Annotated in this window: 14 protein-coding genes; 7 read left to right on the plus strand and 7 right to left on the minus strand. The window is 65.5% G+C overall.

Annotation, left to right across the window (positions count from 1 at the left end; all coding sequences use genetic code 11):
- Positions 1-20: 20 nt before the first annotated feature.
- The 7 genes from CVN68_RS05900 to CVN68_RS05930 all read right to left on the minus strand — a co-directional run bounded on the left by CVN68_RS05900 (position 21) and on the right by CVN68_RS05930 (position 9,343).
- Entirely contained in the window at positions 21-722 is a 702-nt protein-coding gene (locus CVN68_RS05900; protein WP_100281374.1) for a TonB C-terminal domain-containing protein, read from the minus strand.
- 3 nt (positions 723-725) lie between these two features.
- Positions 726-1,139 carry an ExbD/TolR family protein gene (locus CVN68_RS05905; protein ID WP_100281375.1) on the minus strand — a complete coding sequence of 138 codons (414 nt, stop codon included), beginning with the start codon at positions 1,137-1,139 and terminating at the stop codon, positions 726-728.
- 9 nt (positions 1,140-1,148) lie between these two features.
- Positions 1,149-2,972, minus strand: a complete 1,824-nt coding sequence (locus CVN68_RS05910) for a DUF2341 domain-containing protein (RefSeq protein WP_100281376.1) — start codon at positions 2,970-2,972, stop codon at positions 1,149-1,151.
- Between the two features lie 32 nt (positions 2,973-3,004).
- Positions 3,005-4,630 carry a ShlB/FhaC/HecB family hemolysin secretion/activation protein gene (locus tag CVN68_RS05915; RefSeq protein ID WP_100281377.1) on the minus strand — a complete coding sequence of 542 codons (1,626 nt, stop codon included), beginning with the start codon at positions 4,628-4,630 and terminating at the stop codon, positions 3,005-3,007.
- A 399-nt stretch (positions 4,631-5,029) separates the two neighbouring features.
- Positions 5,030-6,010, minus strand: coding sequence for a FecR family protein (locus CVN68_RS05920; protein WP_100281378.1), 981 nt, complete (start codon positions 6,008-6,010; stop codon positions 5,030-5,032).
- Positions 6,007-6,429, minus strand: a complete 423-nt coding sequence (locus tag CVN68_RS05925; protein ID WP_158298757.1) for an RNA polymerase sigma factor — start codon at positions 6,427-6,429, stop codon at positions 6,007-6,009. Before CVN68_RS05925 ends, CVN68_RS05920 begins: the two co-directional genes overlap by 4 nt.
- 349 nt (positions 6,430-6,778) lie before the next feature.
- Entirely contained in the window at positions 6,779-9,343 is a 2,565-nt protein-coding gene (locus CVN68_RS05930; protein ID WP_100281380.1) for a TonB-dependent receptor, read from the minus strand.
- Positions 9,344-9,679: 336 nt separating this feature from the next.
- Between CVN68_RS05930 and CVN68_RS05935 the strand changes: the two genes are divergently transcribed.
- The 7 genes from CVN68_RS05935 (at position 9,680) to CVN68_RS05965 (ending at position 21,409) form a co-directional block, all read left to right on the plus strand.
- The gene (locus CVN68_RS05935) at positions 9,680-12,175 is read left to right on the plus strand and encodes a TonB-dependent receptor (protein WP_100281381.1); all 2,496 of its coding nucleotides are present in this window, start codon (positions 9,680-9,682) and stop codon (positions 12,173-12,175) included.
- Positions 12,175-13,623, plus strand: coding sequence for a CehA/McbA family metallohydrolase (locus CVN68_RS05940; RefSeq protein WP_100281382.1), 1,449 nt, complete (start codon positions 12,175-12,177; stop codon positions 13,621-13,623). The genes CVN68_RS05935 and CVN68_RS05940 overlap by 1 nt, the downstream gene beginning before the upstream one ends.
- Before the next feature lie 817 nt (positions 13,624-14,440).
- Positions 14,441-15,334: a LytTR family DNA-binding domain-containing protein gene (locus CVN68_RS05945; protein ID WP_233503598.1), complete on the plus strand. Its 894-nt coding sequence runs from the start codon at positions 14,441-14,443 to the stop codon at positions 15,332-15,334.
- A 125-nt stretch (positions 15,335-15,459) separates the two neighbouring features.
- Positions 15,460-16,677, plus strand: a complete 1,218-nt coding sequence (locus CVN68_RS05950) for a serine hydrolase domain-containing protein (RefSeq protein WP_100281384.1) — start codon at positions 15,460-15,462, stop codon at positions 16,675-16,677.
- 893 nt (positions 16,678-17,570) lie between these two features.
- Positions 17,571-19,046 (plus strand): MocR-like pyridoxine biosynthesis transcription factor PdxR, encoded by a 1,476-nt coding sequence (pdxR, locus tag CVN68_RS05955; RefSeq protein ID WP_100281385.1) that lies wholly within the window; start codon positions 17,571-17,573, stop codon positions 19,044-19,046.
- A gap of 72 nt (positions 19,047-19,118) precedes the next feature.
- A complete protein-coding gene (locus CVN68_RS05960) occupies positions 19,119-19,745 on the plus strand; it encodes an FMN-binding negative transcriptional regulator (RefSeq protein WP_100281386.1) in 627 nt (208 codons plus the stop codon).
- A complete protein-coding gene (locus CVN68_RS05965) occupies positions 19,742-21,409 on the plus strand; it encodes an amidohydrolase (RefSeq protein WP_233503599.1) in 1,668 nt (555 codons plus the stop codon). The genes CVN68_RS05960 and CVN68_RS05965 overlap by 4 nt, the downstream gene beginning before the upstream one ends.
- Positions 21,410-21,428: the final 19 nt, after the last annotated feature.

Raw genomic sequence — 21,428 nt, forward strand, 5'->3', positions numbered from 1 at the left:
CGTTCTTGTTGCCGTCCGGCTCAGCCGTCGGTGCGTTTCATGTTGATCGTGGCGTTGGTCAGGCCTTCCACCTTGGGTGGCCGGCCGCGGCCCAGCGGCGGCAATCCGGACAACACGTCGCGGATCGCGGCATCGAGCTTGTTGTCCCCGGTGGTCGAGCGCAGCGCAGCGCCGACGAAGCGCCCGTTGGGATCGATGGTCAGCGCGACACGGACGAAGCCGTTGGCGCTGCGGGTGCGCGGATCGCGTTGCAGCGCCCGGCGGACATGGGTTTCGACAAAGGCGCCCCAGCCCCCGCCGCCGCCGCCGCCGCCGCCGCGCCCGAACAATCCGCCGCCCTTGCCCGCGGCGAGACGGAAGCTGTCCGACCCCGCATCCGCGGCGCGATCGAGCCCGGCCGCTTCCGAAGACGGATTGGGCGAAGGCGGTGCGTCGGTCGGCGTCTCGACCGGGGTGTCGACATCCTCCTGGACCTTGGGATCGTCGGTCGGTTCGACGATCTCGGGTTCCTCCTCCATGATCTTCTCCTCCGGCTCGGGAGGCGGCGGCGGCGGCGGCGGTTGCAGCACGGTGATCTCCTGGATCACGCGCTCGCGCTGCGCGGCGGGGTTGGCCGCCGGCCAGAGCAGATAGACGGCCACGGCAGCGATCAGGAGCAGGCCGACGCCGGTGACGATCGGCAGGATCCGGTCCGCGCGCCGTTGGATGAGGGCGTCGGCCATAGCTCAGCTCGGCTTCACGCGCTCGGTGACGATACCGAGCTGGGAGATGCCGACCCGCGAGCAGGCGTCGAGGACTTCGGTGATCCGGCCGAACTGCGAGACGCGATCGCCCTTGATCACTACCGGAAAGTCCGGCGTCACTGCCTTGAACGAGCGCAGCTGGCTTTCGAGCTGGTCGATCGTCACCGGGAAGGTGTCGAGATAGACCTGCCCGTCGCTGTCGACGGTGATCGCCTTGGTGGTCGGCTTGGCCAGGCTCACCGAGCTGCTGGCCTTGGGAACGTTGACCTTGATGCCCTGCACCGAGGCAGTGGTCATGATGATGAAGATGACGAGCAGCACGTACGCGAGATCGAGCATCGGCGTGATGTTGATATCGTCGTAGAGCTTCTTCTTGCCCTTGCCCTTGACCTGCATCGCGGCCCCCTATTCGGCGGCCAGCGCGTGCGACGCGCTGGGGCGATAGGTCTCGGCGATGCGCTTCTCGAGCTCGTCGACGAAGATCTGGTTGTCGGTCGAGATTTCGTCGAGGCGGCTCTGGAGGTAATTGTAGCCGAACAAGGCAGGGATCGCGACCGCAAGGCCAGCAACGGTGGCGAGCAAAGCCGCGGCGATACCGGGGGCGATCGCGTTGATGTTGACGTCCCCGGCGGCGGCGACACCGGCGAAGGTGATCATCACCCCGACCACAGTGCCGAGTAGCCCCATGAACGGCCCGCCCGAGATCGCGATGGTGAGCAGCACCATCCATTTGTTGAGGCGCTGTTCCTCGCGCGCCTGGCCGGCGTCGAGCGCCGAGCGGATCGCCGCGATCGATTGCGGGGCGATGGCGTGGCGATCACCGCCGCGGCCGGAAGCCGCCTCGGCGAGCCGGGGCTTGAGTTCCTGCTGGCCGATCTCGAACAAGCGGGCCAGCGACGAGGCCGGCTGCGATGCGGCGAGATCCGAAGAGTTGAGCCCCGAATGCGTGCCCTCGCCGCGGGTGGCATGGGTGTAGCTGGTCAGGAAGCGCCGATTGGCGCCGGCGGTCTGGAACAGCAGCCGGCCCTTGAGGATCATGATGAACCACGAGATCAGCCCCATCACCCCGAGCAGGATGATCACTGCCCAGGCATCGGGAGTCAGCGCGCTGACGAGGATGCCGAAGTAATTATGCCCGCCGGCGCTGGCGCCCTCGCCTTCGGCGGCAACGCTGGCGAAGCTCGCCGAGCGATCCTGCGAACCCGCGGCGAGCGCGATCGCCGATGCCGAGCGCACCGTGTTGGCGCGGCCGATCTCGTCGACATCGCCGACGAAGCCGGCTTGGCCGCCCACCGCGCCGATCACGTCTTCACCCGCCAGCGCCGGCAGCTTTGCGTCGAACGTGGCGACCGGACCGCCATTGACGTAGAGCGTGACCTTGCCGTCGCCCGCGGTGACCGCGAGATGCGCCCAGCTGCCCCCCGGCAGCGGCGCGCCCGAAAGCGCTTCAGAGGGCGTGCCGTCGGCACCGACGAGGCGAACATAAGGCACGCTGCCGCGCAGCCCGACCGTCAGCCGCTGCGGCGCTGCTTCGCCACCAGCGCTCAGCTTGGTGTACAGCACCGCATCGGCGGGCATCCCGGCACTGGCGGGCTTGATCCAGCTCGAGAAGGTCATCCGACCCTCGGCGGCAACGCTGAGCGAATCGCTCGGCGCGATGCGGAGCTGGCTGGCGGCGGTCAGCGTCGCGCCGCCGCCGATCACGCCCTCGACCGTCGGCTTGCCGGTGAAAGCAGTAACGCGGTTGGCATTGGCGGTGGCGTCGGTCGGCGCGCCATTGTCGCCGAGATGCTGGACCAGCGACTGCTCGCCATCATAGGTGCCGGCCGGATTGGCGACGGCCTTGGCCGCCGCGCTGCCATAATAGAGCCAGATATTCTGGCTGGCGCCCGGCGCGACCGACGGCACGTCGACCCACACCAGGGCGATCTCGGCCGAGGGATCGAAGCGCTCGACATGATAATTGAGCGGGGTCTTGTCGTCCGAAGCGACGAAGCGCAGGTCACTGCCGTCGGGCTTGACCTTGCTGAAATCGAGTACCCCTGAATGCAGCCGCACCAGCACCGGCGCGCGCTTCACTTCCTCGGTCAGCCCGCGCACCGCGGGTGCGTTGAGCGTGATCTTGCGACGCTCGCTCCAGTCGGCATTCCACCAATCCTGCGCCAGAGCCGTGCCCGGCGTCAGCGCAGTCAGCAGGAATGCCGCCGTCAGAAGATTCTTTTTAGCCATTGATGGTCCCCGTCACCCGGTAAGAAAAAAGCCTAGAATTCAGCCCAGAAGCGGACCTGCGCGCGCAGGCGGTCGCCCACGTCCATCGGCAAGCCGGCTTCGTTGCGCAGCGGCGCCGCGAGCAGCGTCGACGCATTGAAATATTTGAAGGCGCGGAAGCGCAGCCCGGCACCGACGCTGAGCAGGTTCGTCACGCTCTGCTGCGATTGCAGCGCGTCGCGGACGTGGAGGATGCCGGCGTCGACGAAGCCGAACACGCGCATCTCGTTCATCCACTTCACCCCGTCCGAGAAGGAGGGGCTGTCGATCTGGAACTGCATCGTCGCGCCATCGTCGCCGAGTTCCTGGCTCTCATAATAGCCGCGCACGCTGTCGAGCCCGCCCGCCGAGAATTGCTCGTTCGAGATCAGCGGCCCGCCGGCGATCTGACCCGACAATTTGATCCCGGCGCGCCAGTCGCCCGGATATTTGTAGAGGTAGGAAAGCTCCGAGCGCAGCGAGACCCAATTGGCGCTGGCGTTGAAGCGCTTGAGCCCGAAGCCGCGATCGCCGGCGCCCAGTCCGCGCAGGCCGGCATTGACGCCGAGCGACAGATCTAGCTCGTCCTTGTCGGTGCGGCGCGCCAGCGAATATTGCGCGGTGATCGGATAGTAATCGATCGGCGTCGACGCGGTATCGGCGCCGAGGATCAGATTCTCCTCGAAATTCTTGTAGTCGATCCCGGCGGTGAACTGATGGACCAGCTGCGCAGCGCCCGCGCCGCTGGTGAAGCTGTACAGTCCGCGCAGACCCACGATCGTGCCGGTGCCGAGCACGCCGATCCCGCCGATCGCCGCGACATCGCTGTTCGAGCGCACGACATAGCCGAGCAGCGAGAAGCCCTCTCCGCCGATCGGCGCGACATAGGAGCCCGACAGCACATAGGATTGATCGGGCTTGGTCGGAGTCATCTGCCCCTGCAGCGACAGCGAATGGCCGAGCTGGAACAGATTGGTGTAGCGTAGCGAGGCCGAGGCGCGCAGGCGCTCGGTGCGGCTGCTGCTGCGATCATTGATCTCGAACGAGCCATGATAGGGCGCGTGGTCCTCGACCGCGAGGTCGATATCGACTTCGCCCGGGGTGTCGCCCGCGCGCAAGGTCGGCATGATCAGCCGGTCGCCCGACTTGTTCGCCGCCGCGATCTCGCGCGACACCGCCTTGTAATTGGGCACCGAGCCCTCGGCGAGCGCGGGCAGCGACTTCTTGATGTCCTCCGGAGAGAAATAGCGGGCATCGGTGACGCGGACGCGCCCGATTTTGGTTTCGACGACGTTGAAGCGGAACACCCCGCCCTTCACTTCCTGCTCGGGCAGTTCGACCGCGACGGTCTCATAGCCTTCGCCGCGATACGCCTTTTCGAGCGCGGCACGGGCGGCCTCGACATCGCCGATCGGGCGTTTGGGGCCGAGGAACGGCATCACCGCTTTCTCGACCGCCATGCGCGGCAGGACGGTGTTTCCCTCGATGCGGAAATTATAGATGTCGACGACACGGCCGTCGGTGCCGGAATCGGCAACGGCTTCGGCGGGTGCCGCCTCGGCCTGTTGTGCATAAGCGTGACTGGTCGTGCAGCAGCAAAGGGCAAGAGCCCCCGCCGACCGCGCTAGCGCGAACGTCATTCAAAATCCCCCGTCGCCGGGCGCCCTCGCGAAGAATGCTCCCCGCCACGCCCAGCCCGTCACTCGTTGAGAGTGTCGCTAGTTGCCTATTGTGACTCTTCAGTGAAAAATCGAAAAAGTTCCAAACTTTTCCGAAGTAATTTGAATTTTCATGAGAAGACTTCAGATCTAATGCCGTTGGATAATCGCGATTAGCGTGAGTCTTTACTTGCGGAATATTTGAATTCCGCATCTATACAGAACACGTCTTCACACGACACGAAGTCGTGGAGCATCGTTCCGTGGGGGATCATCCGACCCCTCGATATCCCAAGGACGCTGGGCCGGCGCGGAACCGTACCAGGAATCGACAATATTTTTGGGGGATCTACGCGCGCCGGCAAATTGCCGGTGCGCAGGTCAGCGTGGCTGCGGGCCGTTGGCGACGATGCGCAGGTCGCGAGGCCCGTCGACGACGCGCACGCCATAGATCGCACCGACCGTGGTGGCGAAGCTGACGCTGTCGCTGGTCTGGAAGACTCCGCTCAGCCGCAGCCGCGCGAGTTCGGGTCCCTGCAGCACGATCGGGCGGCTGCTGTATCGGTTCATTTCCGCCACGGCCTCGGGCAGCGGCGTCTGATCGAGTACCAGTTCGCCATGGCGCCAGGCAGTGACCATGTCGAGCTTGGGCCGATCGAGCGAAGGTGCCGAGGTTCCAGTGCCGCGATAGCGTTCGCCGGGGGTCAGCCGCACCGGCCGGGTTGCGGCGTTGGCGATGCTGCCGACATCGACCGAGCCGGTCAGCAAGGTGACGTCGAGCCGCTGCGCGTCGTTGCGAACGATGAACGAGGTCCCGAGCGCGCGGACATAGCGTCCCGCCGCCTCGACGACGAACGGATGTTCGGGATCGTGCGCGACGTCGAACATGGCTTCGCCGCTGACCAGTGTCGAGCGTCGTTCGCTGCCCTGTCGGAACACTTGCAGTTCGGATCCGGTGTTGAGCGTGACGCGGGTGCCGTCCGCCAGCGCCAAGACGCGCCGTTCGCCGACGCCCGTGCGATAGACCGTCGGCGACAAATACCAACTGAGGCTCAGCACGCAGATCAGCAACGCGCAGGCGAGGCTGGCCATCGCCGCCACCCGGCGCCGCGCCACCGGGGCGGCCGGCGCGACCACCGGCCCATCGCGCTTCCAGTCGGGCAGGACCTGGCCGAGTTCGTCCCACACGCCCAGCGTCCGGCCAAGCGCGTCGGCGCGCAGCGGATCGTTGCCCAGCCATGCGTCGAGCCCGGGCGAAATGGTCGGATCCGAAGCGTTCCCACGCGCGACCCACAAGGCCGCTTCGGCCCGCGCCTGCTGGCGCCGGTCGTGCTGCGTCTCGGGCGCTTCTACCCGGCTCACCAACCCTCCATCCAATTCACCAGAAACAATATTCCCTTGGCGAGTCGCTTCTCGACGGCACTCATGCTCAAGCGATGTTGCGCAGCGATCGCCGCAACGCTCAACCCCTCCATGCGCTGCGCCCGGATCATTTGTCGCGTGATCGGATCGAGTGCGGCGAAACCTTCGTTCAACCTGTCTAGACGTCTGCGCGAGGCATAAACCTCATCAGGCAAAGGCGATTCATCGACGATTATGTGCGATTCGATCGGCTCGTCGGCGTGATTGGCGCGCCGCCGCTTGCGCACGGCGTCGATCGACAGGTTGATCGCGGTGCGCACGAGGAAACCCTCCGCATGGTCGACCGGCTTGTCGCGCCGGTAAATCTCAAGGCGCTGATACGCTTCCTGGATCAGATCCTCCGAATCCTCGCGCGACACGCCTCGGCGTTGAAGGGCGCGCTGAAGCCGCTTGATCGTCTGCCCGATGGAGGATTCCATTGCGCCCCCCCTCCGCTCCGATTGCTACAATCTCATGATGTAAGGGCCGGCGGAAAAAATTGCGCACCCTAGTGCTGAACAAAAACGCGCGTTTGGGTGCTAAGCGGCTGTGAAGCTCGATGACCGAAAGTGGGCCGCAACCCGACCGGCAGCTACCAGGCGCGGCGCGGTAAGCTGCCGCAGGTTCACCCGCTCAGGCTCGTGCTTTCAGGCATCGCGCCAGCCCGAGACGGGCGCGGCGCACGACCAGCGCGTCGCCGGCCGGCCCACGCGCGCCTTTACCGCAATTTCAATACGCTCCGGACAGTGTCACGAACCACTGTCGAGGTGCGATCGGATAGGCCGAATAGCCGTTGGTAGCCGAACCGATCGACAGCGTGGATATCCCCTTTTTGTCGGCCAGGTTCGTGATGTTGAGTGCGACCTCGGCCTTGCGCAGCGGAAGGATGTTGTCCGGCATCCGCGCGGCGAGACGGAGTGAGGTGAGGAAGTAGGAAGGTACGCTCGCGTCGTTGGTGAAGGTGGCGTAGCGTCGGCCCACATAATCGCCGATCACCTGCGCTTCGACGGGGCCGAGAGACAGCGTCGCGACGGTCTTGTTCATCCATTTCGGCGTGCCAGGCAGCTGCTTGCCGCAGGTCGGCACCACGCCGGCGGTGACGAGATAGCCGCCGATGCAGGTGCCTGTGGCAGCGCCGATTCCCGAGGCGGTCGAGGTATAGTCGCTCTGATATTTCGACAGATTGTACGACGTCGCATTGTAGAGCGAGAAGGCACCGACACGCAGCGTGAAGGCGAGGTCGACGCCGTCCGTATGGACGTCGCCGACATTGACGAGGATCGAGGTGCCACCGGTGATGCCGCCGCCGGCGATGCCGCCCGGATTGGTCGAGATGGCGAGCAGGCGGTTATTGAAGACGACGTGGTAATAGTTGATCTGCGCGTTGAGGCTGACGTCTTCCGCGAAGCTGCGGCTGGTGCGAAGGCCGCCTTCATAGGTCCAGCTGCTCTCGGGCTTGCCCTCGCCGGCGAAGGCATTGAACGCCGCTTGGCTGCCTGTGAACCATGGGCCGCCCCCGCCGGCCAGATAGGCCTGATATTGGCGCAGGTTCTTCTGGACGTTGAAATAGACCTGCTCATGGCCGTTGAAGTCCCAGGTCGCTCCGATCGCGGGCAGGAACCAGTTCTTGGTGTCGATCTTGCCCTGGGGCAGTCCGCCCGCGAGCCCGGAGAGCGAGCCTGCTTTGGGCTGCACCGGGAACCAGCCATTGGCCCATTGCGCGCTGGTCTTGAACCCGAACTGGACACGCAGAGGATCGAAAACCTGCCAACTGTCCTGAACATGGAGTTGCAGCTGATTGACGCGGGCCTCGCCCTGATATTGGGTGAAGAGCGGCTGCGCTGCCTCGAGCGGCCGAATATAGGGTGTGCTCGACGCGGGATCGTTGACGTTTACGCCGTACCAGCGACGCCACTGCGTCGTGCTGTTGTGCTCGAACCAGCCGCCGATCTCGATATTGTGCGCGCCGAGATCCAGGTTGAGCGCGGAGATCACGCCGAAGCGATCGATGCGATATTCGGTCGTGCGGGTGATCAGGCCCGAGCCGCCGGTCGCCGCGACCAGCGCAGCGCCGGCCGCTGCGGCCTGGGCCGTGGTCAACGCCGTGCAGGCCGCCGGGCGGACGCCGTTGCCGTTGGCGCCGAACCGGCAATTGGCCGGAATGCTCGCATATGCGGGGTCGAGATAGGGCTGCGCGGTCGTGATCGACTGTCCGAGCGGGCCGGCGACGACACCGGCACCATCATTGTGATGGAAATATGCCGTGGTCGACAAGGTCGCGCTGGCCGAGATATGCGCATCGTAGCGGCCATAAGCGAGATAGTCGGTCCGCTGCGCATCCGAATAGTAATTGCGGTAGTTGCTGCCTTCCGGCGCGGGCGAATTGCCGAGCGCGCTCAGATACGAGCTCCGGTAGGTGTCTAACTCCGGATAGAAGAATGGCTTGGTATAGGGCGTGTAGAGCTGGACCGGCGTGGCCGTGCCCCCGGCGGAGGGCTTGAAGAAGACCGTCGCGTCCTCGTTCGGCTGGGTCATGTCGTTATAGTCGAAATAGAGCGTCAGCTTGCCGATCGAATCGTCGTGGACGAACTTGGCGTTGGCCTGCCAGCCGCCCTGATAGCCCCTGAAATCCCAGGCGCGGGCGCGTTGCCGCGCTGCCGCGATATAGGCCGAATTGTTGCCGCCGAAGGTGCCGCTGTCGACCCGGACGAAGCTGCGAGAGGTGCTGTAGCTGCCGATCGTTTGAGCGACATCGATGCCGAGAGCGGGCCGCGGATCCGACGAATAGGTCTCGACGGTGCCGCCTAGATTGCTGTTCGAAGCCGTGGCCAGATCGCCGGCTCCGGTCGACACGACCACGCGCCCGACATTCTCCGAAATCACTGCGCGCTGCGGTGAGAGGCCGTTGTAATTGCCGTAGCTCTGATCGCCCAGCGGAATGCCGTCCATCGTATAGCCGAGCTGGTTGGCGGCGAATCCGTGAATGAAGATCTGGGCGTTCTGCTCGTTATAGCCCCAGGGATCGGCGGTAATGTAGAGCACGCCCGGGAGCGTCTGGATCGCCTTCAGCGGGCTCACGCCTGGGAGGATCTTCTGCATCTCGGTACCCGGAAGCACCACGGATGTGCGGGTCTCGCGGCCGGTGACGACAATCGTGGACGATTCACTGGTCTCCGGCGTCGCCGCTTCCGCTGGCGAGGCGGAGTCTGGTCCGTCATTGTCCTGCGCCAGCGCGGCGGCGGGCAGCAACAGCGAAATCGTCAGGGCCAATAGCGAAGCCGAGGTGCGAGTCATTTCTATCTTTCCCTTTGCTGCAAAGCACAATGCAGCCCCGGGGGTCGTTAGATAGATTTTGCGCTAGTCCGGTGACGCGCCCGTTGCGATTTCGTGACGGCCAAAGATGCGGCGGATAACGGCGCCTCGCCGTTTGGCCGCTCAATTCGATCTCGCACCTCCGTGGCCAGAGCGTTGTCACGGTGCTGCATAGCCGCTGGCTATGGGCTCTCACCGCGCATCAAATCTGCAACATGCTCGTCATCGCAGTGCAGCAACCGCGCCGCCGAACCGTCATGCGCCAACCCTAAGCGCGGCCGCAACCGCACATAACGGGTTCACAGCCGGGGAATTCAAATGAAAGTCGCGCACCCAATCCGCACCATCGTGGCGGCGCTGCTCATCAGCTGCAGTACCAGCGCTTTGGCCCAGACCACCGCCGATCCCGCCAGCGACGCGGAGGCGACCGGCGACGACATCATCGTCACCGGCCGCGCCGGCGCCGGCGAGCGCACCAAGGTCGAGACGAGCTACGCGGTCACGACGATCGACAACGACATGCTGCGCTCGCGCGCGCCGTCGAGCGTCACCGAGACGCTCAAGTCCGTGCCGGGCTTCTGGGTCGAGGCATCTGGCGGCGAAGGCAGCGGCAACGTCCGCGCCCGTGGCATTCCGGTCGACGGCTTTGGCTCGATCAATCTGCTCGAGGACGGGCTGCCGGTACAGCACGACCCGGCGCTCGGCTATCTCAATGCCGACCAGGCCTTCCGCGTCGACGAGTCGATCGACCGGATCGAAGTCGTGCGCGGCGGCCCGTCGTCGATCTTCTATTCGAACGCGCCGGGCGGCGTGATCAACTTCATCACGCGCAAGCCGGGCGACTCGATCTCGGGCAATGCCCGATTGCTCTATGGCCCGACCGCCGACCTCTATCGCTTCGACGGCTGGGTCGGCGTGCCGATCACCGAGGGCTGGGGCATCGGCGTCGGCGGTTTCTACCGCAACGAGCGAGGCGTGCGTGATCCGGGCTTCACCGGCAACAAGGGCGGCCAGATCCGCGCCGACCTGCATGGTGACTGGGGCACCGGCCGCACCACGCTGAGCTACAAGCACCTGGCCGACAATGCGATCTTCTACACCGGCATCCCGCTGACCAAGGACAGCGAGGGCGACATTGTCGGCCTGCCCGGCTTCGATCCGCATTACGGCACCACCGCGAGCAGCCAGCTGCGCCGCATGACGCTGAAGAGCGCCACCGGACCAGTCGACTTCCGCGAAGACCAGGGCACGCGCATCCGGCTCGACCAGGCGAGCTGGCTCACCGATTGGGAACTCGCCGACACCTGGAAGCTCAGCCACAAGCTGCGCTACCGCGACTCGAGCACGGTGCGGAATGGCGTCTATCCCGCTTCGGTGAGCACGGCGACGGCGCTGCTGCTGGGCACCTATCGCTCGCAGCTGCTCACCGCCTTCCCGACCGCGACCTCGATCCAGCTGCGCTATGTCGATAGCGGGCAGGCGTTCGATGTGACGGGGCAGAACGGCAATGGCGACGTCTTCATCAACCAGGCCCGGCCGGTTACGGTGAACGAAAGCGAGCTGCTCAACGATTTGCGCATCGCGCATCAATTCGAGGCGGCAGGCACGCACGACTTCGCGGTCGGCGTCTATTACGCGTACATCAAGGAGACCTTCACCCGCTATTCGGCGTCGACGATCCAGGACGTATCGGGCAATTCACGGCTGCTCGATCTCGTCGCGCTCAATGGCGCCGGTGCGGTGGTCGGCGCGCTGACCGAGGGCGGTGTCGCGCGCTACGGGTCCGAATTCGCCAACGGCTATGGCACGCAGAGCACGGTCGCGGTCTATGCTTCGGACGAGTGGCAGATCGCGCCCGGCTTCCGCGTCGACGGCGGCGTACGCTTCGAGCAAGTGTCTGCGCGCGGGGCGCAGGAGAATAGCCGCACCGTCAACCTCGGCAATCCCCAGACGCTGGCGGACGACAACGTGCTGACCGGCAGCGGCGTGTTCGTGCCGTATAGCCGCACCTTCGACCGGGTCGGCTGGACGCTCGGCGCCGACTGGCAGTTCGCCGACCGCGCCGGGATCTTCGCGCGCTACACCTCGACTTTCCGCTTGCCGAGCGTCGGCAGCTTCATCACCAATGCCACTGCGCAACCAGTGATCCAGGGCATCGAGATGTGGGAAGCAGGCGTCAAATACGCTTCGCCGCTGGTCAGTCTGTATGCGACCGGGTTCCTGACCGACTTCGACTCCTATTCGATCGGCAACACCTTCTTCAACACCGCCACCAACGGCTATACCCAGCAGACCGTGTACACCGATACGCGCGCTTACGGCGTCGAGTTCGAAGGCACGATCCGGCCTACGTCGTTCCTCGACTTTACGCTCAACGCGACGTGGCAGGAACCGACCTTCCGCAACCTCAAATACAATGAACTGTCCGGCACCACGCTGATCCCGCGCGACTATTCAGGCAACCAGCTGCTCCGCGTGCCCAGGCTGGCGCTGCGCGCGACCCCGGCGGTCCATCTGTTCGATGGCCGCTTCCGCGCACAGCTCGACGTCGAGCATTATACCAAACGCTACGCCGATGCGGCGAACACCTCCCAGCTGCCGGCGTACACCGTGCTCAATGCGAGCGTGCGGCTGGGCGTGACCGACCAGATCAGCCTATGGGCCTATGGCGACAATCTTACCAATACGATCGGGCTCACCGAAGGCAATCCGCGCGCGGGCGAGCTGACCAGCGGCCAGGCCAACGACCTGCTGTTCATCGGCCGGCCGATCCTCGGACGCAACTTCCGCTTCGCGGTGGACTTCAAGTTCTGATGCGCTGGCTCGCCCCTGCGCTGCTCGCCGCACTGGCTCCCGCGGCGGCGGCGCAGGAGCGAGTGCCGGACGTCGTCCTGACCGGCGACATCACCGGCGCCGATCACGAGCGTTACAAGCCGCTGTCGTTCGACGTTCCCAAGGGAGTCGAGCGGATCACGGTGACACTCGACTATGACAAAGCGAACAAGACCGTCATTGATCTGGGGCTGTGGGATCCCGAGCGGTTCCGCGGCTGGAGCGGCGGCGCGCGCAGCCGGTTCACCCTGAGCGCGAGCGACGCGACGCCCGGCTATCTTCCCGGCGCGCTGCCCGCGGGCAAATGGCGAGTGATGCTCGGCGTGCCCAATGCCCGGCCGAACAGCCGCGCCGCCTATCGCGTCACGGTGCGGTTCGATCGGGAGGGGCGGCGCGACGCCAGCGCGGCAATTGCCGAGCCGCCGATCAGGGATGCGCCCGGCTGGTATCGCGGTGACCTGCATATGCATGACGCGAACAGCGATGGCAGCTGCGCCAGCCAGTCGGGCAAGCGGGTCCCCTGCCCGCTGTTCCGGACAGTGGAGAAGGCCGCGGCGGCGGGCCTCGATTTCATCGCGGTCACCGATCACAATAGCACCGCGCATTTCGGAGGGCTGCGCGAGCTACAGCCATGGTTCGACAAGATGCTGCTGATTCCCGGTATCGAAATCACCACCTTTGGCGGGCACGCCAACATTTTCGGGCCGCGGCGCTTCGTCGATTTCCGCGTCGGCAGCGCGGCGGTTCCCGACATCCGCGCCTTGCAAAAGGACGTCACGGCGGCGGGCGCCATCCTGTCGATCAATCATCCCGCCTTGCCTTCGGGCGAGGCGTGCATGGGCTGTGGCTGGGTGTGGCCGAAGACCGACTGGTCGCGCGTCACTGCCATCGAGGCAGTCAACGGCAATATCGCCGAAGGGCCACTCGCCGGAATCGGTTATTGGTATGCGCGGCTCAACGAGGGGCATCGGCTGACGGGCATCGCGGGGAGCGACAATCACGATCCCGACGCGCCCGAAGGCAAGGCGCCGATCGGGCGGCCGACCACGGTCGTCCACGCCGCGCGGCTGTCGCAACCCGCGATCCTGGCAGGGATTGCGGCGGGCAATGCCTTCATCGACGTCACGGGCAAGGGCGGCCGGATGCTCGAAGTCGATGCCGAAGCAGGGGGGCGCCACGTCGCGATGGGCGGCGCGATCGAAGCGGCAAGCGGAACGGTGTTTCGCGCGCACGCCGTCGGCGTGGCTGACGGTTCGGCCGAACTGGTCGTCAACGGCGTCGTCGTGCGGCGGCGCCGCGTCGAGGGCCCTGATGCGCGGATCGCTTTCCAACTGGATGCGCGCAGCTGCGGCTGGGCGGCGGTGAACGTTCGCGATGCGGCCAAACATCCGCTGTTGATCGGCAATCCAATCTACCTGACCTGCCGCTGACTTGTCAGGAACTCCAGCGATCGGCTGATTGCCGAGGCGCAACACCTCGGGACGCGTTCGACGCAGTTCGAAACCGCGCACCGCGCCGGTGAGTGGCGGAAACGACCGGTTTCGGGATCGGTTGACGGTCGGCGATCTCAGCTGGACCGGTCCTGCTCATAGTGCTCCCTCAAGTGAGCGCCGAAGCCGATGCTCGCAAGCGCGATGGCCGGCTGGGCCAGCGGGCGCGCGAACGCAACCGGCTCCTCGAGCCCTCGCCAACACCGACAATTCGCTGATGGCAGAGCTGGCAGAGGATCTACACGAGAGCGCAAAAGCCGAGCGGGACGGTGGATCTGATATCGCCGACCAGGAGAGATTTGAGTAAGGAGCTGCGTCGCAGACGCTCTACGGACTGCAGCAAATCTGCAGCACGGCGGCGTTAAACCACGAGAATATCTAGGAAAATCACTGTCCGTTTGCTCAGTGGACGTCGACTCTTAATCAGCGGTCCTTGGTTCGAGCCCAAGTGCGTCCAACATATTTTCAATGACTTAACGCCCATCGAGAGCAGCGGCCCCTTCTCAAGATAGCATTCAAGCTAGCGACCGAGATACGACGCGCTGAGACCTTTGGCGCTAGCCTGAGTGCTGGATCTGGGCGACGCATGCGCCATGCGTCGATGTCTGATTGTAGGCCGATTCCTCCCCGTCGGCTTTGGGTCGCGCATGCCGACAACCGGGACGCTGGCCACGCTCCAAACAAGGTTCCCGTAGCGTGTGGACATGGCCGTGCTATGGAGTTGCGCATGGCTGGGCCTCTCATGCAAACTGATCGAATGAGGCGGCTGCATTTCGAATTTCAACGCGTTGCCGAGACGGTTTCACGTTCATTCAGCCAGGCCATAGCTTCGCTCCGGGCGTCGCGGACCGTATCCGTGGCGCTGATCGCTCTCTTCTTGATCTTCGCCGGCTATGCGGCGGCATTCGTCGCGACGCTCGATCAATCGATCGGTTCTTCGGTGTTTTATGCGGTCAACAACACCGTCGGCATCGGTTTAGCAGGCGCTGGATTCTACCAGTTGCTCGCGCGCTTTGTGCTGCGTCGGCGGCCTGCGGTTGCCGCGGTGTTGCACGTGCCGCTGGCGGTCGCATTCGCGCTGAGCTGGTACCTGTGCACGATCGTGAGCTTTGGCTTGACGCCATCCTGGATCCGCGCCGGAATCTCGGTGGCCCCCTTCGGTCCGGTAGCGTTGGCGTGGCAGATGTTCCAGGGAGTGACCCTTTATGCCGCGCTGGCGCTCTTTGCCTATTGGCGCGACGCGATGGCCCGGCTTGAAAGCCTTCGGGCCGGGCGCACTGCGGCAACCGACCAAGCGACGAGCGCCCCTCCCCCTGCGCGCGAAACCGTCGGTTCGCTTCTCGTGCGCTGCGACAGGGAGGTGGTTCCGGTCGCGCTGAACCATATCGTGATCATTTCGGGCGTCGACGGATATGCGGAGGTCGTCACCAATGCGCGCCGGCTGCTCTCGACCACGACTCTGGCGCGCTTCGAGGCGATCCTTCCTCTCGAACAGTTCGTCCGGGTGCACCGGTCGCACATCGCCCGCCTGGGCGCGATCCGGCACGCCGAACCGGCCGGCAACGGCAAGCTGCTTCTCCACATGGAGAATGGCGACATGGTGAGCACCAGCCGAACGGGCGCGCGGGCCTTGAAAGAGCGTGCCGTTTGAATCTTCAGGCGGGTCGCTTCACCGTCGCCTGGGTCATTTCAAAGGTTTTTTCTCACCGCTAGCCACGCGTCGCTAGCGCTGCGCCAAGCTCGGTACACGGTGGCCGAGCACGTGGAGGACAAGCGATGAAGCAATTGGAATGGCGTTTCACCAGGCGCCATGGCCTCGGGGCAATGGCGGCACTCGCGCTCACCGGTTGTGCCACGACGCGCCAGTTATCCGGGCCACCCTTCGGCGAAGTCGCAGCGCCCCGCGGCTCTGCGGCGCTGCTTCTGGAGCGCCGGCTCGGCGAAATCGTTGCCGAACAGAATGTGGTCACCGCCGGCGTCGGCGTGATCAAGCACGGCAAGCTCGTCTGGAGCGCCTATTTCGGTGCGCAGTCGCCGGGAGTGCCCGCCAGCGCCGCGACACGCTTCAATGCGGCGTCGATCACCAAGACGGTCGCTGCCGAAACGATATTGCGCCTCGTGGGGCAAGGGAGGCTCTCGCTTGACGAATCGATGGCGAAATATTGGGTCGATCCTGACATTGCCGGAGATCCGCGCCGCTTCGACCTCACCCCGCGCATCGCGCTTACGCATAAGACGGGTTTCGCCAATTGGCGGTTCTTCCGGCGCGACGGCAAGCTCGCATTCGAGCGCGCGCCCGGCGTCAGCTACGGCTATTCCGGAGAGGGGTTTCAGTATCTCGCGCGGTTTGCGGAGAAAAAGCTGGGCAAGCCTTTCCCGCAGCTCGTCGATGAGACAGTCCTGAAGCCAGTGGGCATGGCACACACCGATTTCACGGTACGCGCCGAAAATGCGGAAAAGATCGCGCGCCCGATCGACGAGGGCGGCGTCTTCTACGGCTATTTCTGCCGCCCCGAAGGCAAGGCCTTCTGCCGCAAGCAAGGCGACTGGTCCGCGGCCGCGGATATGACGACGACGGTTCAGGACTACGCCGCGTTCCTCGTCGCGGTGATGGACGCGGACGGTTACGGCCCGGCGATTGCCAGCGATCGCGATCGCGTGCAATCGGACAAGGGCAGTGAGCGCGTGGTCCATTGCGAGGATGCGGCCAAGTCGCCGTGCCCCGTCGAGCAGGGCTATGGTCTGGGCTTCAACGTCCTGAAATATGATGGCGTCACGGTGCTCGAGCATGGCGGCGCCGACTGGGCGCAACTGGCCGTCGCCTATTTCTACAAGCCTTCGAGAGACGGTGTGATCATCTTCCTGAACGCGCCCAACCGCCGTGCGCTCGAAGCGATGCCCGGGATGCTCGCGCTCGTTGATCCCACGTCGCCCTTGCTGGGCGAATATAGCCGCTGGCTCGAAAGGGCCAAAGCGAGCGAGGTAAAGCCATGACCCACATCGGTCGTTCGCTGCGGCCGCGCTCGTCGCCGCCATGGCCTTAGTTTCCGCACCGGGCAATGCACCGAATACGGATGGCGACACTACAATCGATCATCAGACGCGCCGGCTCTGCTTGGGCGAAGTGAATGGGTTAAGAACGATTGACAGCAGCGCACTGATCGCATGCAGCTTAGCCGTCCTGGCTACCACAAGTTACTTGACAAACAGTCGACGAAACCGGCCTGCTTTGACAACTTTGGGAGAACAGGGATGCTGATCAGTTTGGCAACAGCGATGATAGCCGTCGGCGCGGCGAGTTCGCCGATCCCAATAGCATCAACCGCGACGGTTCTTGCTTCCCCTTTGTCCCCGGCTCAATCGTCGACCGTTGCTCCCGACGGGTGTTCTCAAGCACCACAGCCGTTTTCTGATGCGGTAAACTGCAAGAATCTTCGGTTCCAGAAGCGACGGTGGAAGGTGGTTTTGCCGACAATTCTGAGAGCAAGCCCGTCTGTTTCAGCTCTGAGAGTCCATGCTCTCCCGCGTGGCGCGAGCACGGCCGGCGACGCATCGACGACTATCGATGGGAAAACCTGGATTCATTTAAAGGACAGTGCTTATCAAGGCTGGGTTCAACGCGCAGTACTTTCTCCAGCGGAGAAATAAGGACGCGGTTACCCGCCACCTTGAGCGCCATGCTGACGCGTAAGCCAACCACATCGTTGGCCAGCATTCCGCGCGTCGATAGCGGCGCGCCGCTCCGCCAACACCTCCGACAGGACCGGGGCGCCAGCCCTGATCGAGGCTGCACGCGACGCTGTTTGATCAGCGCGGGTTGACGCGTGGGTTGGCACCGAGCAGGTTGGCTCCGTCGGCTACCGCCAGAAAGCCAATCAGGGGGTCCAATGCTGCGGCCATGGAAAGTGGTGCTGGCGCAGCGCCTGCAACCCGAAAGCGATACCCCTCTCTACATGCAGATCGTTCACGCGATGATCCACGAGATCCAGCGCGGGCGGCTGCCGCCCGGGACCTTCCTTCCCGGAACCCGCGATCTTGCCGAGGCGCTGGCGGTCAATCGCAAGACCATCGTCACCGCCTATGAGGAACTGGTCGCCCAAGGCTGGTTCCAGTCGCTCGGCCGTCGCGGCACGATCGTCTCGAGTTCGTTGCCGGAGAGCGACGCCGCGCCGCGCGCGCCCGGATTGCCCTCGGCCTTCGAGCCCGAGCGGCCCATCGCTTATCCCTTCCGCCAGCCCCCGGAGCGCCCCCTGGCGGTGCCGGGCGGCGCGTGGCTCAAACTCGACGAAGGCGCTCCCGATGGTCGGCTGTTCCCCGCCGATCTGCTCGCGCGCGCCTATCGCACCGCGATACTCTCCGCCTCACGCGAGGGGCGGCTGCTTTATCGCGACCCGCGCGGATCGCCGGCGCTGCGCCGGAGCATCGCATTGATGCTGCATCGCGAGCGCGGGCTGCTGGTCGAGCCCCAGAATATCTGCATCACGCGCGGCAGTCAGATGGGGATATTCCTCGCCGCGCGGGTGCTGTCGCGGCCGGGCAGCGTCGTGCTGGTCGAGGAACTGACCTATGAGCCCGCGGTGGCCGCCTTCCGCGCGTGCGGCGCTTCGGTGGTGCCGGTGCGGCTCGATGCCGAAGGGCTCGATGTCGTGGATGTCGAACGCCAATGCCGGGCGCATCGGGTGGGCGCGATCTTCCTCACGCCGCACCATCAATTTCCGACAACAGTTTCGCTGCGCCCCGAACGCCGGCTGCGGCTGCTCGAACTCGCCCGCCAGTTCGGCTTCGCAGTGATCGAGGACGATTACGACCACGAATTCCGCTTCGGGTCGCAGCCGCTGCTGCCGATGGCGAGCTATGCGCCCGAGCATGTGCTGTACCTCGGCTCGCTGTCCAAGCTGCTGATGCCGGCACTGCGGATCGGCTATATCGCCGCGCCACAGCCGCTGATCGACTCGCTCGCCCATGAAGTGTCGATGCTCGACGGGATGGGCAACACGATCACCGAGGACGCCGCCGCAGAACTGATCGACAGCGGCGAAGTCCGTCGCCACGCGCGCAAGGCGACGCAAATCTATGCGGGGCGGCGCAATGCCTTCGCGCGTGCGGTCGAAACGCATCTCGGCGGGGTGTGCGAGATGCGCCTGCCGCAGGGCGGCCTCGCCTTGTGGCTCGCCTTTCGCGATCACGCCGCGCTCGATCGTATCGAGCGCCGCGCGCCGGAACTCGGCCTGAGTTTCGCGCCATCGCATAGCCATATGGTGCATCCGGGTGCCGAGCGGGGCCTGCGGCTCGGCTTTGCGAGCCTCGACGAAGCCGATGCCGAGGCCGCGATCGCGGCGCTGGGCCAGGCCGCACGCGCATAGCCAGTTGCTGGACCCATCGACTTTGCAAATCTGGACGTTTCAAAGGGGTCAGGATCGTAACACCATCGCAACATGCAGTTCGATCCGGGTAGCAACGCCGACCTTTTGAAACTCATCGCCGGGCATCCGCTCGCCTGGCTGGTGTCGCGCGGCGCGGGCAGGTTCGAGGCGACGCCGCTGCCGATGCTCGCCGAGACCGACGCGGACGGCGCATTGGTGTCGCTGCTCGGCCATTGCTCGCGCTTCAATGCGCAGGTCGATGACCTGCGGGCCGACCCGTCGGCGCTGCTGCTGTTCACGGGGCCACAGGCCTATATGTCACCCGAGCCGGTGCGCCAGCCGCGCTGGGTGCCGACATGGAACTTCGCAGTGGCGGCGATCGCCGTCGAAGTCGAATTCGTCGAGGAGGAGACGCTCGCCGCGATCGACTCGCTCACCAATGCGATGGAGACGGGCCGCGCCCGGCCCTGGACCCTGGCCGATGCCGGCGAGCGCGTCGCGGCGCTGCTGCCGCGGATCATCGCGTTTCGCGCGCATGTCCGCGGCATCGACGCCCGCTTCAAGCTGGGGCAGGAGGAAAGCGCTGCGACCGTGTCCGATCTGCTCGCCGCCTTGCCCGAGGGCGGGCTGGCCGAATGGATGCGCCGCATGAATGCGGATCGGCTCGCCGATCTCGCCAGCCCGGAGACCGCGAAGTGAACGCCACGATCAGTCGTCGCCTCTTGCTGGGTGCCGTTCCCGCATCGCTGCTGGCGCGCGCCGCCTGGGCGGCCGAGGGCGATCTCGACATCGCCTATCTGAACGCGCGCGTCTGGACCGGCGCGCGCACGCCCCGCGCCGATGCGATCGGGATCAAGGGCAATCGCATCGCCGCCCTCGGCGCCGGCGCGGTCCGCGCGGCGAGCGGGCGCGGCACCCAGGTGATCGACTTGAAGGGCGCCTTCGTGATGCCCGGCTTCATCGACAACCACACCCACTTCCTGCGCGGTTCGGCGATGCTCTCGCAGCCGAGCCTGCGCGACGCCGCCACCCCGCAGGAATTCGCGCGTCGCATCGGCGAGGCGGCGGCGAAGCTGCCCAAAGGCAAATGGCTCGAGGGCGGGCATTGGGACGAGCAGCTCTGGGGCGGCGAGCTGCCACACCGCGCGTGGATCGATGCGCTCACCCCCGAGACGCCGGTCGCGGTCGCCCGGCTCGATCTCCACATGTATCTGTGCAACGCTTTGGCGCTCAAGCTCGCCGGGATCACCCGCGACACCCCCGATCCCGCCGGCGGGGTGATCGTGCGCGATGCCAATGGCGAGCCGACCGGGATCGTCAAGGACGCCGCCAAGGACCTGATCGACCGGGTGATCACACCGCTCACCGACAGCGAGATCGACGCGACGCTGACGCAGGGTGCGGCTTATGCGCTGTCGAAGGGCGTCACCCAGGCGCATGTCACCGAACTCGACTGGACGACGCAGCACGCCTTGCGGCGCATCCGTGCACGCTCGGCCTTGCCGATGCGCTTCTATTCGTTCGTGCCGCTCAAGGATTGGGAGAAGATGGCCGCCATCGTCGCAACCGAAGGGCGCGGCGACGACTGGGTTCGCTGGGGCGGGATGAAGGGGCTGGTCGACGGCTCGCTCGGCTCGCGCACCGCATTGTTCCGCCAGCCCTATACCGACGCGCCCGACAGCCATGGCATCGCGCTCGATCCGCTCGACAAGATCGAGCAATGGATAGCCGGCGCCGACAAGGCCGGCCTCCATGTCACCACGCATGCGATCGGCGACGCGGCGAACGGACAATTGCTCGACATCTATGCGCGCGTCGCGAAGGCCAACGGCAGGCGCGACCGTCGCTTCCGGATCGAGCATGCCCAGCATCTCGACGTGAAGGACATGAAGCGCTTCGCCGCGCAGGGCGTGATCGCGTCGGTCCAGCCCTATCACGCGATCGACGACGGCCGCTGGGCAGTGAAGCGCATCGGCGAACAGCGCCTCCACGGCACCTATGCCTTCCATTCGCTGATCGCGAGCGGCGCACACGTGACTTTCGGATCGGATTGGCCGGTGGCGCCGGTCGATCCGCTCACCGGCATCGCCGCGGCGGTGCTGCGCCAGACGATCGACGGCGCCAATCCGGGCGGCTGGCTGCCCGGGGAGCGCGTCAGCCTCGCCCGGGCGCTCCATGCCTATACCGCCGAGAATGCCTATGCCGGCTTTCAGGAAGACCGGCTGGGCACCCTTGAGGTCGGCAAGATCGCCGATCTCGCCGTCCTAGACCGCGACCTTGCGCGCGACGACCCCGCGGGGATCGCGAACACCAGGGTCTTGCGGACGATCGTCGACGGCACGCAGCGCTTCGGCGAGGCGTGAGCAATAGGCCGCTGGGGAG

It is taken from the genome of Sphingomonas psychrotolerans (assembly GCF_002796605.1).
Lineage (GTDB): Bacteria > Pseudomonadota > Alphaproteobacteria > Sphingomonadales > Sphingomonadaceae > Sphingomonas > Sphingomonas psychrotolerans.